The sequence below is a fragment of the Pseudomonas akapageensis genome, from assembly GCF_011355085.1.
GTDB lineage: Bacteria > Pseudomonadota > Gammaproteobacteria > Pseudomonadales > Pseudomonadaceae > Aquipseudomonas > Aquipseudomonas akapageensis.
The window spans coordinates 237,917-252,372 of the sequence record NZ_VXCP01000002.1; the positions used below are offsets into that span (position 1 = coordinate 237,917).

Annotated in this window: 11 protein-coding genes; 5 read left to right on the plus strand and 6 right to left on the minus strand. The window is 54.2% G+C overall.

The genetic code is table 11. The features are described 5' to 3' along the window. Positions 1-26 precede the first annotated feature (26 nt). Both F2S13_RS02965 and F2S13_RS02970 read left to right on the plus strand, forming a co-directional pair. Complete coding sequence (locus F2S13_RS02965) at positions 27-1,016, plus strand: asparaginase (RefSeq protein ID WP_166358905.1); 990 nt, start codon at positions 27-29, stop codon at positions 1,014-1,016. Continuing rightward, positions 992-1,252 (plus strand): plasmid stabilization protein, encoded by a 261-nt coding sequence (locus F2S13_RS02970; RefSeq protein WP_178118972.1) that lies wholly within the window; start codon positions 992-994, stop codon positions 1,250-1,252. Before F2S13_RS02965 ends, F2S13_RS02970 begins: the two co-directional genes overlap by 25 nt. Here the strand turns inward: F2S13_RS02970 and F2S13_RS02975 are convergent, their stop codons facing one another. After that, on the minus strand, positions 1,253-1,966 hold the full coding sequence (locus F2S13_RS02975) for an HNH endonuclease (RefSeq protein ID WP_166358907.1): 714 nt from the start codon (positions 1,964-1,966) through the stop codon (positions 1,253-1,255). 107 nt (positions 1,967-2,073) lie between these two features. Further along, entirely contained in the window at positions 2,074-2,691 is a 618-nt protein-coding gene (locus tag F2S13_RS02980; RefSeq protein WP_166359203.1) for a BRO-N domain-containing protein, read from the minus strand. Between the two features lie 394 nt (positions 2,692-3,085). Between F2S13_RS02980 and F2S13_RS02985 the strand changes: the two genes are divergently transcribed. From F2S13_RS02985 to F2S13_RS02995, 3 genes are all read left to right on the plus strand, one after another. Continuing rightward, the gene (locus tag F2S13_RS02985; protein WP_166358909.1) at positions 3,086-4,300 is read left to right on the plus strand and encodes a DNA cytosine methyltransferase; all 1,215 of its coding nucleotides are present in this window, start codon (positions 3,086-3,088) and stop codon (positions 4,298-4,300) included. Further along, complete coding sequence (locus tag F2S13_RS02990; protein WP_166358911.1) at positions 4,297-4,944, plus strand: Eco29kI family restriction endonuclease; 648 nt, start codon at positions 4,297-4,299, stop codon at positions 4,942-4,944. Before F2S13_RS02985 ends, F2S13_RS02990 begins: the two co-directional genes overlap by 4 nt. A 135-nt stretch (positions 4,945-5,079) precedes the next feature. Continuing rightward, positions 5,080-5,730 carry a GIY-YIG nuclease family protein gene (locus F2S13_RS02995; protein ID WP_166358913.1) on the plus strand — a complete coding sequence of 217 codons (651 nt, stop codon included), beginning with the start codon at positions 5,080-5,082 and terminating at the stop codon, positions 5,728-5,730. A gap of 100 nt (positions 5,731-5,830) precedes the next feature. On the opposite strand, the gene F2S13_RS03000 is transcribed toward F2S13_RS02995, so the two are convergent. The 4 genes from F2S13_RS03000 to F2S13_RS03015 all read right to left on the minus strand — a co-directional run bounded on the left by F2S13_RS03000 (position 5,831) and on the right by F2S13_RS03015 (position 14,324). Then, the gene (locus F2S13_RS03000) at positions 5,831-6,259 is read right to left on the minus strand and encodes a very short patch repair endonuclease (protein WP_166358915.1); all 429 of its coding nucleotides are present in this window, start codon (positions 6,257-6,259) and stop codon (positions 5,831-5,833) included. A gap of 373 nt (positions 6,260-6,632) precedes the next feature. Beyond that, on the minus strand, positions 6,633-9,368 hold the full coding sequence (locus F2S13_RS03005; protein WP_166358917.1) for a TrlF family AAA-like ATPase: 2,736 nt from the start codon (positions 9,366-9,368) through the stop codon (positions 6,633-6,635). Between the two features lie 447 nt (positions 9,369-9,815). Beyond that, entirely contained in the window at positions 9,816-11,063 is a 1,248-nt protein-coding gene (locus F2S13_RS03010; protein WP_166358919.1) for a ribonucleotide-diphosphate reductase subunit beta, read from the minus strand. A 381-nt stretch (positions 11,064-11,444) separates the two neighbouring features. Continuing rightward, positions 11,445-14,324 carry a ribonucleoside-diphosphate reductase subunit alpha gene (locus F2S13_RS03015; RefSeq protein ID WP_166358921.1) on the minus strand — a complete coding sequence of 960 codons (2,880 nt, stop codon included), beginning with the start codon at positions 14,322-14,324 and terminating at the stop codon, positions 11,445-11,447. Between the last annotated feature and the right edge of the window lie 132 nt (positions 14,325-14,456).

Here is a 14,456-nt window from a genome sequence, read left to right on the forward strand (position 1 = left end):
CATTTGACGACAGACAGGACACCGACATGACCCTGCCCAAACTGTCCATCGGTGCCCTTGGAGGCACCGTCAGCATGCAAGCGAAAAGTGCAGGCGAAGGTGTGACGCCTGCGGTAACTGGGGAGGCGATGCTTGCCTCGCTGCCGGAATTGACTGAGCTCGCGTTGATCAACGTGGAGACGCTTTGCCTGTTGCCCAGCGCCTCGCTGGACTTCGAGCAACTGCTGAGCGTATTGCGCTGGGCGAAGGCGCAGGTCGAGCAGGGAGCCACTGGCGTGGTGCTGACCCAAGGCACCGACACGCTTGAGGAAAGCGCTTACTTTCTGGACCTGCTCTGGGATCTGGATGCGCCGCTGGTGATGACGGGCGCCATGCGCTCGGCCTCACAGGTTGGTGCCGACGGGCCGGCCAATTTGATGGCGGCGATCAAGGTGGCGTTGGATAAGAACAGCCGCCGGCGTGGGGTGCAGGTTGTGATGAACGACCAGGTTCATGCGGCGGCTTGGGTGCGGAAGTCTGATGCGTTGGCGGTGGATGCGTTTACGTCGCCGTTGTTTGGTCCGGTTGGGGTGATGGTGGAAGGGCGGGTTCAGTATCTGAGCGAGCCGCCACTTGAGCGAATGACATTGCCTTATCCCGGCAAGACACATCATCGGGTGGCATTACTGGAAGCTGTATTGGGTGCAGATATTCAGTTGCTCGAACAGATCGTCAGGCTGGGTTATGACGGACTGGTGATCGCCGGGTTTGGTGCCGGTCATGTGGCTGCGCAATGGGCCGAGCGTATTGGGCGAATTGCGGAAAAGCTGCCGGTGGTGATTGCTTCGCGTACGGGCTCGGGAACGACAGCGCAGCACTCGTATGGCTTTGTGGGTGGGGAGATGGATTTGCAGGGTAGGGGAGCTGTGATGGCTGGGTTTCTCTGCCCGCGGAAGAGTCGGATTCTGCTTTGGTTGTTGATCGGGTGTGGGATGCAGCGGAAGGTCAGAGAGTGTTTCTCAAACGTCCCGCTGTAGGTCGCATTAATTTCGACGATCAACTCGAAGCGCGATTAGGCAATCGGGCAGCGTTGCTTGGTCGTACCATGAAGGAAGAGGCTCTCGACAATTTACGTTCGGCATTGTCGATCGAGCCTTTCATGGCAGGCTCTTTAGTCGATGCTATCCGAGCCCGCATAGTCCCTTTGAGCGGCATAAAGCTGGAGAATGCACCTCGCGACCCCTTGCGTGATCCGGTGGATTTGGGTGAATAACTATTCTCGCACCAGCCGCAGATTTTTTTCGTACAGCGAATGCGTGAATGTCTCGGAGTCATCCGCCAAGTGACAGCGCCTATGGCAGTTTGGGCAAAGTGCGACAGCATTGCTGGTGCAGTCACTGCCTTTAGCCTTCAGCGGGCGAACATGATGGACTTCGAGAAACGGTCTGCCGTCAGCTAATTTGAATGGAGCCGGGTCGCCACAGCCTTCGCAGATCCCCTTGGCATTTTGTAGTATCCAAGCCTTAACCAAAGGATCTCTTAGAAAAACCGAAGCCTCTCGGAGGGAGCGAATTGGTTTTTTGATGCCCGCCGGAGTACTGCTGAGCTCCAACAGCATCAGCTTGGCGACTTTAGCTTCAAGAACTTCCTCGCTTTCAGTAGCCTCATAATCATCGACAACCAACGCACCACCGGCCTGCAAAAAGCCCATGATGGTGGCTTTGGTCTGCGTTCCGACGTTGCCTCTAGGGGGATACCCTTTGATCCACTCCAGGCATAGCTCAGCCAGCACGGCCGAGATATTTTGCATCCGAAACTCAACCGATCCAGGAGAGCGGCTTGCAAGCTGGCCATCACGCAGTTGGCGATTGAACTGAGCTTTGTTGAGCGGTTGACCACTTCGCTCTAACTCCAGCATTTCGAGGTAGATCGTCACGGAGGCAGCAAGCTCTGCATCTGTCCACTTCTCATTTCCTTGTGTAGTCATCTCTATCCCGATGCTGAAAGATCGGGGAGACAATACTTGTAGGAAATTTCTCTGTCTAGCGAAGGGTCAGCACTTGGATGGCCCAAGAAAAAAGCATGATCACACTGCTAGCGAAGCAAGCCGGAATGGAACAATCGAGAGGGGACCCGCCACCAGGACCGCTTGCCCTCGCTTGAGCTCCTCTGGCCCATATGGGGATGAGCTAATACCTCAGGCAAATCTCGCAACCTGATCCACGGCTCGTTCTGCCAATGGAGCATGCTCACGGACAGATCTGCCCATTTCAGTAAGCTGAGACTGGGAGCATGCGTGTTTAGGTCCGCGTGCTCGTCGCGCATCACCGCGATGACCTCGTTGGTCAGCCATTGACGAAGGCTGCGGTTTTCTGGGGTGTAGTGGTGCACCAGCGTGGTGTAGGCCGCTGATTCGTTGATCATCACGGTCGGCTGGTAGATGCCATTACGCAAGAGGGTAAGGGTTCGGGTTTGATCTGTGTCGAGCTTACGAAGGGCATGGGACTCGAGATAGCGGCCGAGCAAGCGGCCCAGATCACGGGCGCTGAACCAAGCTTGGGATTCGAGCCAGATGGCGTGGAGCGGGCGGTTGTAGCGGGTGAAGATGATGGGAGTGAAGTGGTTGGAGGCGGCTGCATCTGCTGAAGATGCGGTGTGTATCGGTGGGGATTCGGGGCACCTTCGAGCTGAAGGTTGGTATGGGGTCGGCATTTCCATGTACCTCTGTCGCTTCTTAGGGCGTTATGGGTGTCGGGAGCTAAGAAACCCACACAGAAGGCCGGACATATTTCCCTTTCGGGTCTTGTATTCGTCCACTCCCGACATAGCAGAGATTTTTTGCGCGCACATTCATACCGTAAGCACAAAAAGCCACATCTGTCGGGAGCGGTCAAGCCGCTGTGTTATGCGTTTCTTAGGCGCGTTGGTAGGGTAGGTATCGCAATCAAGTGGGTCAATGATGGGCCTTGTAGGTACTTTCCGAAATTGCAGATTGGTTTGTTTAGGAGGCCCGTTTTCCGCTGAGGGGTAGGAAAGAAGGGATGCGAAAAAGTCTCAAATTTGCTAGAGTGCTGTACATTATTACAGTATTTTTTGGGGCGATTCGATGAGGTCAGTGGAGCTATTTGCCGGCGCCGGGGGGCTAGCCATGGGTTGTGAGCTCGCGGGCTTTGAACACTTGGCGGTTGTTGAGTGGGATAAATGGGCATGTGACACGGTTAGAGAGAACCAAAGGCGTGGCTACCCACTGCTGGCTAGTTGGAGTTTGCATGAGGGGGATGTTAGATCATTTGACTGGAGTTCGATTCCTCAAGACATTGAGCTTTTAGCTGGTGGTCCTCCTTGCCAGCCGTTTTCTATTGGAGGTAAGCATAAAGCGCAGGCCGATAATCGCGATATGTTTCCTGCCACTGTCGAAGTGATCCGGCGGCTCAAGCCGAAAGCGTTCATTGTGGAAAACGTCAAGGGCCTTACCAGGGCGACCTTTGCCAATTACTTTCACTATATTCAACTTCAATTGGAGTTTCCTGAACTGCCTCCTATAGGTGATGAGGATTGGATTGACCATCTGAAGCGCCTTCAAGTTGAAAAAACTTCGGGAAAAAGTAAGGGGTTCGGGTTCACATACAATGTCGTCCCCACTCTAGTGAATGCTGCTGACTACGGGGTTCCACAAAAACGGGAACGGGTGTTTCTGGTAGGCTTTCGCGATGATCTCGGAGTCGAGTGGTCGTTTCCGGAGGCCACCCACAGCTACGATGCATTACTGCACGATCAATGGGTGACAGGCAATTATTGGCGACGTCATGGGTTGCGTATGCCTGATGTACCAGCGAAGCTCGCGACTCGCGTAGCGAAGCTCAAGCAGTTGAAAACGCAGTTGAGGTCGCTTCCTTGGCGTACTGTAAGGGATGCAATTTATGATCTACCTGACCCCGAGTCACACGGGGCTTTGAAGGTACCAAATCATCTTTTTCAACCAGGTGCGAGATCCTATCCAGGGCATACTGGTAGTCCTTTGGATCTACCCGCTAAGACGCTGAAAGCTGGGGGGCATGGGGTCCCTGGGGGGGAAAATATGCTTGTGCGTGAGGACGGTAGCGTTCGCTATTTCACGATACGTGAGAGCGCACGGATTCAAACATTCCCCGATGGATATAGATTCCACGGCAGTTGGTCGGAAACTATGCGTCAGCTTGGGAACGCAGTTCCTGTTATGCTTGGGCAGCGCGTGGCCTCCAGTGTTGCTGAGAAGCTGGCGATAGCAGAGCTGAGCAGATTAGCTACGGTGAAGATAGGCAAGGGAAGGGAAATTGCGTGACCGGCAACGTTATTCCATTTAATCCATTGGATAAGAAAAATCTGGGTGCGAGCGTCGCTGAGGCGCTATTGACCAAAGAGGCTCACCCGCTGGGTGATTTGCCGGTGTTTGAAGGGGCAGGGATCTATGCAATCTATTACACTGGTAATTTCGCTCCTTATGCTCAGATCAAACGACTTAATAATGATGAAAAGTTCCTGTTGCCTATCTATGTAGGCAAGGCTGTTCCTGCAGGAGCAAGAATGGGGGCGAGTGTACTCTCGGCTGGTAAAGTGCTGTGCAAGCGCCTCAAGGAGCACGCCGAGAGCATAAAGTCGGCAGACAACTTAGATATTAATGATTTTTATTGCCGATTTTTAGTGGTAGATGATATTTGGATCCCGCTTGGGGAGTCCCTGATCATTTCGCGATTCACTCCAGTGTGGAATTCGTTGATTGACGGATTTGGTAACCATAATCCAGGTAAAGGGCGGCATGCCGGGATGCGCCCAAGATGGGACGTTTTACATCCGGGACGTGAGTGGGCTATGCGGTTGGCCGATCGACCAGAAACAAAAGATCAAATAGCTCAAGATGCCGAAACATACCTCCGAGTTTTGCCTGCATGTTTGTCTGGGCAGTTCATCGAGGCCGAAGGCGAGTGAATCGTCTGCTTAAAACCAATTTTCACGGCTCAGAGGTTTAGGTGTCTGATTCTCGGAAATAAGTTGTATAAACTTATTTGAATTGGTGAGTTTTTTGCAGGGCGTCTGTAGGTGGATCTGGGGAGCGTTCGGCAAATGGTTTTTTTTAAGGAGTTGGAGTTTGATCTCCCTTCTGCATTATTGAAAGAGTTGGTCGCTCTGTTTGATCAGATGGAGTCGGGGCCGTTGAATGATGTTGCCGTCGAAACCGTATCGGAGGATCAGGGAGTTTACCAATTACTATTTCGTGGGGAGTTGGTATATATAGGTAAAACCGATGCTGACGCCGGTTTGCGTCAGAGATTGCTGCGGCATTCAAAAAAAATCCGATCTCGTATGAATCTTGATCAGAGTGAGGTTAGTTTCAAGGTTGTGCGGGTTTATGTTTTTACCGCAATGGATCTTGAGGAGCTCCTTATTAAGCACTACAAGTCTTCTAGTATTCCTCTTTCATGGAATTTTAGCGGGTTTGGTTCAAATGATCCTGGTCGAAATAGAGATAAGTCGAAAGTCAAAGCTAGTCACTTTGATAGGCTTTATCCAATTGATCTTAATGTTGAAGTATGTGTGCTTCAGCAAGAAAGCAGTTATAGTGTTGCTGAGGTGCTTAAGCAGATGAAGGAACAGTTGGCCTATACGGTTAGATTTCAAGGTCAGGGGGAGCGTTCAAAAAAGCCCCATCAAGATCTGGTGGAGAGGAAGGTCGTTCTTCGTAAAGAGGCGGACAGTGTTTTAAGTATTCTGTAACAGGTTAATACTGTTTTGGGAGATGAATGGCAAGTTGTCGCGTTGCCGGGTTATGTTATTGTCTATAAAGATCGGGAGCACTATCCACACGGAAAAGTTATTAAATCTGATCCTTAGGGATTTCTCCGAGAAAGGATAAAAGCCGTTGTTTGAGTGAGTGCAAGTCTTTCAGTTCGCATTCCCAGACCACCAGTGTTTCCCATCCCGCCTCGTGGAGCTTGACTAAGGTAGATTCGTCGCGAGCTTTGTTGCCCTCGAGTTTGGCCACCCAGAACTCCTGATTGGATTTGGGGATTCTGGCCAGAGCGCATCCATCATGTCGATGCCAGAAGCAACCATGCACGAAAATAACCTTGCGCTTTCTGGAAAAAGTTATGTCGGGTGTTCCGGGAAGCTTTGCGTTGTGTAGGCGATAGCGAAATCCTAAGCCGTGCAGTAGACGCCTAACCACCATCTCAGGGCGAGTATCTTTTCCTTTGACCAAAGACATAATTCGGCTACGTTCTTTTTTTATAACGTTGTCAGTCATTGGTTACCACCGTGTTTACTCTGGTACTGGGGCCGTGAGGTCGGGTGATGTTTTAAAGCGCTCGGGCTCGAGTAGCTTGAGCGAAGTCTTCCGGATATGGGCCGAAAGCACTTTACCGCAACTGATTCGACACCCACCTGCGGCATTTAATGTACCCACTGACACAGCTTGACGATGGGTACATTAAATGTCATTCCGCCCCTCGGATTTTACAGAGGCTTCGACAAAAAAAGACACCAAAACTGTCGCATTTAGGCCCGAATAAATGTCGTTCGGGAGCTTTTTGACAGCAATAGATGTTATTTCTCAAAAAGCCCCTGAGGCCGTAACGATCAGCTTCACTGTCATCGCTTTTCAGGAAAATGGCAGTTTCTTATTTCAGGTTATACCGAAGCTCTCGATTCAAGAATGCCTCGTCACCACCTTCTAGAATTCGACGAACTGCTTTATTTGTCGCCCCGGCCTCCAGGCTGCCAGAGGTGTATTTCAGCACTCCGTTTTCATTCTCTGCAACGACCACTTGTTCAGCGTCCGCGTTGACGACGAGGTTGGCGTTGTGAGTCACGAGGATGACCTGTCGAAACTGCTTAATGCCGCGGAAAATTTCAACCAGCTCTTCGATGATAAACTCGTTGTCGAGATCGTCTTCCGGCTGATCGAAGATCAGCGGTTGAGTGAACGCTTGGGTCGCGAGTTTCAAGCACAGGTAAACCGTTCCCTTTTGGCCAACCGACAGACGTTCGAGGGGACGACCTCCATACGAAATCACTGGCTCAACACGGAGAAATACGGACCGCTGAGCAACATTGTAAAACAAGGACGCAAGGTCGCCAGAAATGTAGCCCTCATCCTCTACACGATGGAGACGTTCCTGCATAAATTGCAAGAACGAGGTGGAGTCGGTGATCTGGAAGGTTTCCCGAATTCGATCCTCGGTGGAAAGTTCGGCGGTTGCCCGGAACGATCTTAAGTTTAAGACATCCTTCAGCTTCGCAAGGAACAACGCCTGATCGAAAATTATACGGCCTTCAAGGGTGATTTGCCGATCTGAAAGAATTCTCTTCATCAAGTCCTTCTGCTCCGGAGTCCAATCCGGGTGGCCCTGCTGAACGGCTTTCCATCTAGCTTCAATTGCCTCTTTCTGGCGGGTTATCTCTGCCTCAATCAATGCGGGTATCGCTGCTCTTTTAACGATCGCCTCGTCGAGTTCCCTCTGTTTCTCCTGAATTGTCGCGAGCTTGGACCTAAGCATCTCGATGGTACTTCGGTAAGACTCCGCGTTCTGTAGCAGCCCTGTAAGGTCTCCAGAATAAACCAAGGCGAAGTCAGCGCGAATCTTGGCGTTGTCTTCTTCGCGCGAGGTAATCTCGGCAACTGCCTGTTCTATGAGCAGGCGAATGGCCTCCAATTGTGTCGTGATTTCAAGCAGCGGAATACTCCGATCGATGATTGTCGCCTTCGGATCGAATACCGTCTTAAACGTCTCCAGCTCCTCTTTCAACAGAGCGAGACGTCGGATCTTATCTTGGGCTCCTGAGACCTTCGACACATTGGCAGTGAAACGCTCAAGCTTCTCCTTATTTGTTTCAGTCGTAATCGAGTCAAGCAGGCTCTGGCTTCTGGATATTTGAGACTCAATGCTTACCCGATCATAAATCAACTCGCCTTTTTCGTTCGTCTGCTGGAACCATTCCTTTTGGTTATTGACCATGGTGAGAATTTCGCGGGTCTTGGCGTCCACTTCACTGTTGAACGTCAGGCCTTGAATGCCGAGCATCTGCTTGATCTCTTCACCGACAGTTCCGGTCGTAACCTTCGTCTTCACCTCATTCTGTGAAATATAGACAAAGGGAAGTTCAGCACCTTCTTTTGCATGGTGCGTCGCTGTGCTCGTGAGATCTTTGTTGAAAACAACCGAGAAATGCTCGCTTAGAACATACGGTGAAGTCTTGGAGGCTGGGCCGAACGCCTTTCCAAGATAATCCACCAAACAACTTTTTCCTGTCCCTCGCCCACCAATTACACAGACAAGATCACCATTCAACACAAGCTCAGGCTCCGTGCCAAAGCGAGGATTTTCATACAGCGGATTATCGGGAAAGGGAGAAAGCTCTTGAGCGATTGAAACCGACCTCACAAAGGGCTTTATGTAGCTCGCACCGGGACTCAACTCCTGCACTCGCACCCGAGCGGTCGGTTCAAAGATGATCTGCCGTAGGCCCTCAAAGGTTGGGTCTGCCTTGATCCATGTTTTCCTGGTTCTAGTTTCGGCACGCCACGTTTTGAAGGAGGCAATCGAGTGACCGTCACTACCTGAGACGCAAGGTTTTGGCCTGCCTCCTATAGTTTTTATGAAGTCATCAATGAAGGCTTCATTCGCTGGTGTTTTTCGGCAGGCGAACAGGTCGATGTTTTCTTGATCGCGATCCTCAACTATGTCCGTCAACTGCATGAAATAGAGATCCTCGGACGGCTGGACCTTCCAATCGATCTTTATCATCCCACCGTAGCAGTCATACGGAACCATTACTAGGCGGTGATCTTCGGGGATGGTTTTCAGGGCGGCTTCGAATGATGCCTTGGTTATCTCCGCCGTTTCTGCCCCTAGTCGAGCAAGCGCAACCGGATTGTCCATGTACCCCTCTGGAGCACCGTGCTTCCTCGCTTTGGCCCCGTCTAGTCGACGGGCATACTCGATGAGAGCTTCGTCAGATAGTGGGCGATCGATTAGTCTTAGCCGAAGTTGCGCCTTGAAGTCGTTAAGCTGCTGGTCTGTGAGCTTATCCGATAGAATTACATGGATATTTAGGCGGTGCTTCGATGCTGATTCGATTCGTAGCTCGATTGCTGGAAAAACCGTTTTGTGGATTACTTCACCAGACTTATGTGCATTCCGAAGTTCAAGATAGCCGTCGAAGGTCCAGTAGTCGTTTATGGCGTACACCGCCACATCACTTTCATTGATGTTGGAAATGATTTGAGTAATTGCAGTGGCTTTTTCTGCCGCCGACATGCTGGAAAAACTTCCTCCTTTATAGTTATAGGAGGCAGGGGTATGGATGTGGAGATCCCACAGCCGCCATTCTGATCCTTTTGGAAAAGTGTGCACTCTTCGACTTCCTCGTCTTCAATTTCTTGCAGCACCTCATAGGTGAGTGCTGAGTTCTTGCATTAATATTGGCATCCTGACGCTCGGTTACATACCTACACACTAGTGCCAATCGCCTGGCACTCGGCATTCCTACGTCCGATGATTACTTTGAATATCTGTTTTTGCCTATTCAGCTGCCCGACACCAATGGTTATCACGTAGCTGTCAGCCAGTAAAAAACCCGGCACTGAGGCCGGGTTTTTAATCAGCGAGCGACAATAACTCGCCCACTTGCGACACTTAATGTGCCCATCGATAAAGCGGCTTCAGTCACCGGCTTGTACGTGATTTGCGCTCCGCTCGATGAACCCACAAGAAGGCTCCATCGCATCACCCGTAAGCTCGCCTGTTTCAGGCTCTGATGAGACGATTTCAACTTTTAGTGCGACTCTACGCAAGCCAGAATCAATCCCAGCTCAAAGCCCCACCCGTCTGATACTCAATAACCCGAGTCTCAAAGAAGTTCTTCTCCTTCTTCAGGTCCATAATCTCACTCATCCAAGGGAACGGGTTCGTAGTCCCTGGGTATTCCTCTTTCAACCCAATCTGCGACAACCGACGGTTCGCGATGAACTTCAGGTAGTCCTCCATCATCGCCGCATTCATGCCCAACACGCCACGAGGCATGGTGTCACGCGCGTATTCGATCTCCAGCTGCGTGCCTTGCAGAATCATCTGCGACGCTTCTTCCTTCAGCTCGGCGTCCCACAGGTGCGGGTTTTCGATCTTGATCTGGTTGATCACGTCGATGCCGAAGTTCAGGTGCATGGATTCGTCGCGCAGGATGTATTGGAACTGTTCTGCGACGCCGGTCATTTTGTTGCGGCGGCCCATGGAGAGGATCTGGGTGAAGCCGCAGTAGAAGAAGATGCCTTCCAGAACGCAGTAGTAGGCGATCAGGTTGCGCAGCAGCTCTTTGTCGGTCTCGACGGTGCCGGTGTTGAATTCAGGGTCGGAGATGGCGCGGGTGTATTTGAGGCCCCAGGCGGCTTTTTTCGCGACCGATGGGATCTCGTGGTACATGTTGAAGATTTCGCCTTCATCCATACCCAGCGATTCGATGCAGTACTGGTAGGCGTGGGTGTGGATCGCTTCTTCGAAGGCCTGGCGCAGGATGTACTGGCGGCACTCCGGGTTGGTGATCAGGCGGTACACGGCCAGGGCCAGGTTGTTGGCAACCAGGGAGTCGGCGGTGGAGAAGAAGCCCAGGTTGCGCATGACGATGCGGCGTTCGTCGTCGGTCAGGCCTTCCGGGTTTTTCCAGAGGGCGATGTCGGCGGTCATGTTGACTTCTTGCGGCATCCAGTGGTTGGCGCAGCCGTCGAGGTATTTCTGCCAGGCCCAGTCGTATTTGAAGGGTACGAGTTGGTTCAGGTCGGCGCGGCAGTTGATCATGCGCTTTTCGTCGACGGCGACGCGGGCGGCGGAGCCTTCGAGCTCGGCCAGGCCTTCGGCGATGTCGAGTTTGTCCAGGGCGGCCTTGGCGCGGGCTACGGCAGCGGAGTCGCTGGCGGTGACGGCGCGGGCTTCGCGGGCGGCTTCGCCACCGGCGTTGTCGAGTTTGTCCATGGCCGCTTCGGCGGCGTGGCCGGCGTTGGCGCCTTTGGCGGGTTGTTCGCCGTCTTCTTTATCGAATTCGTCCCAGCTCAGCATGATCTGTCTCCTGCGTGAGGGCCACCTTGTTCAGGGGCCGGTTGGATCTTTGGAATGCGTTGGTTGCGTTACGGTACTGCACGCAAAAAACATGGGAATTCTTGGAGGGTATTGTCCCTCTGTTTTGGTGCTGGGGTGATCTTGAGATCGACCCCTCACCCTAGCCCTCTCCGCTCTTTATAAAAGAAGGGGAGAGGGAACTGGAGCGGTGGGGTTCCAGCTTTTTCGTACATTCACAGCAGTTGTAGCGCGAGTCTGAGTGAGCGCCCGCTAGGCGCCGGGTTGCTTGGACCCCGGAGCGTACTTTAAGTACGTGAGGAGTCCGAGCGGCCCGGCAACAACGCGGGAGCCGCTCAGAATCGTGCGGCGCCCACTAACAACTTACTGGCAGGCTTCGCAATCCGGCTCGTCAATGGCGCAGGCTTTTGGCACTGGAGCCGGGCCGGCGGCCTGGATTGGGGCGCTGTCGCCGCCGCTGGAGACCGCGTTGAGCTTGCCGGTGTTGATGGTCGACTTCTCGGTGCTGGTCGCGGCCAGGGCACGGAGGTAGTAGGTGGTTTTCAGGCCACGGTACCAGGCCATGCGGTAGGTCACGTCCAGTTTCTTGCCCGAGGCGCCGGCGATGTACAGGTTCAGGGACTGAGCCTGGTCGATCCACTTCTGGCGACGGCTGGCGGCGTCGACGATCCACTTGGTTTCCACTTCGAAGGCGGTCGCGTAGAGGTCTTTGAGCTCTTGCGGGATGCGCTCGATTTGCTGCACCGAACCGTCGTAGTACTTCAGGTCGTTGATCATGACCGAGTCCCACAGGCCACGGGCCTTGAGGTCGTGGACCAGGTACGGGTTGATCACGGTGAATTCGCCCGACAGGTTCGATTTCACGTAGAGGTTCTGGTAGGTCGGTTCGATCGACTGGGATACGCCGGTGATGTTGGCGATGGTCGCGGTCGGTGCGATGGCCATGATGTTCGAGTTACGAATGCCTTTCTGCACGCGAGCGCGGACCGGTGCCCAGTCCAGGGTTTCGTTCAGGTCGACGTCGATGTACTTCTGGCCACGTTGTTCGATCAGGATCTGTTGCGAATCCAGCGGCAGGATGCCTTTGGACCACAGCGAACCCTGGAAGGTCTCGTAGGCGCCGCGCTCGTCGGCCAGGTCGCAGGAGGCCTGGATGGCGAAGTAGCTGACCGCTTCCATGGACTTGTCGGCGAACTCGACGGCAGCGTCGGAACCGTAAGGAATGTGCTGCAGGTACAGCGCATCCTGGAAGCCCATGATGCCCAGGCCCACCGGACGGTGCTTGAAGTTCGAGTTACGCGCTTGCGGCACCGAGTAGTAGTTGATGTCGATCACGTTGTCGAGCATGCGCACGGCAGTGTTGACGGTGCGTTGCAGCTTGGCGGTGTCGAGCTTGCCGCCCACGATGTGGTTCGGCAGGTTGATCGAGCCCAGGTTGCAGACGGCGATCTCGTCCTTGTTGGTGTTCAAGGTGATCTCGGTGCACAGGTTCGAGCTGTGGACCACGCCCACGTGCTGCTGCGGGCTGCGCAGGTTGCACGGGTCCTTGAAGGTCAGCCATGGGTGGCCGGTTTCGAACAGCATCGACAGCATCTTGCGCCACAGGTCTTTGGCCTGGATGGTCTTGAACACCTTGATCTTGTTGTACTCGGTCAGGGCTTCGTAGTACTCGTAGCGCTCTTCGAAGGCCTTGCCGGTCAGGTCGTGCAGGTCTGGCACTTCCGATGGCGAGAACAGGGTCCACTTGCCGTCGTCGAAGACGCGCTTCATGAACAGGTCAGGGATCCAGTTGGCGGTGTTCATGTCGTGGGTACGACGACGGTCATCACCGGTGTTCTTGCGCAGCTCGATGAATTCTTCGATGTCCAGGTGCCAGGTTTCCAGGTAGGCACAGACTGCGCCTTTGCGCTTGCCACCCTGGTTAACGGCGACGGCGGTGTCGTTGACCACTTTCAGGAACGGTACGACGCCCTGGGACTTGCCGTTGGTGCCCTTGATGTACGAACCCAGTGCACGGACCGGGGTCCAGTCGTTGCCCAGGCCGCCAGCGAATTTGGACAGCATGGCGTTGTCGTGGATCGCGTGGTAGATGCCCGACAGGTCATCCGGCACGGTGGTCAGGTAGCAGCTCGACAGCTGTGGACGCAGGGTACCGGCGTTGAACAGGGTCGGGGTCGAAGCCATGTAGTCGAAGGACGACAACAGGTTGTAGAACTCGATGGCACGGGCTTCTTTGTCTTTCTCTTCGATCGCCAGGCCCATGGCCACGCGCATGAAGAAGATCTGCGGCAGTTCGAAACGCACGCCATCCTTGTGGATGAAGTAACGGTCGTAGAGGGTCTGCAGGCCCAGGTAGGTGAACTGCTGGTCGCGTTCGTGCTCGATGGCCTTGCCCAGTTTTTCCAGGTCGAAGGTGGCCAGCACCGGGTTCAGCAGCTCGTACTCGATACCTTTGGCGACGTAGGCAGGCAGCGCCTTGGCGTACACATCGGCCATTTCGTGGTGGGTGGCGCTGTCGGCCACGTTCAGGAAGCTCAGGCCTTCGGCACGCAGGGTGTCCATCAGCAGGCGGGCGGTGACGAACGAGTAGTTCGGCTCACGCTCGACCAGGGTACGGGCGGTCATCACCAGGGCGGTGTTGACGTCTTTCAGGGCTACGCCGTCGTACAGGTTCTTCAGGGTTTCGCGCTGGATCAGCTCGCCATCGACTTCGGCCAGGCCTTCGCAGGCTTCGCTGATGATGGTGTTCAGGCGGCCCATGTCCAGCGGCGCGAGGCTGCCGTCGGCGCGGGTGATGCGGATGCTTGGGTGCGGCTGCGCCGGCTGCTCGGTGGTGGAGCGGGTGGCGCGTTCCTTGGCACGTTGATCGCGGTAGATCACGTAGTCACGGGCGACTTTCTGCTCGCCGGCGCGCATCAGGGCCAGTTCGACCTGGTCCTGGATTTCTTCGATGTGGATGGTGCCGCCCGAAGGCATGCGACGCTTGAAGGTGGCGGTGACTTGTTCGGTCAGGCGGGCGACGGTGTCGTGAATGCGCGACGAGGCGGCAGCGGTGCCGCCTTCAACTGCGAGGAACGCTTTGGTGATAGCGACGGTGATCTTGTCATCGGTGTAGGCAACGACAGTGCCGTTACGCTTGATCACGCGCAATTGGCCAGGCGCGGTGGCAGCCAGATCCAGGTTCGAATCTGCAGCCTGCGGCGCGTTGGCCTGCGGGTTCTCGCGAGTTGTGTCGGTTTGCATGGGTGTCTCCGCGTTCTCTATGTTTGTTTAGGCACGCCAGGCGTGCCTGCCGTTCCGTCCAGACGCACTACAACCGGCCATCCACAATGGGGCCGGGCATAACAACTTCGGGACAGATCAGGAGTGGGCTTG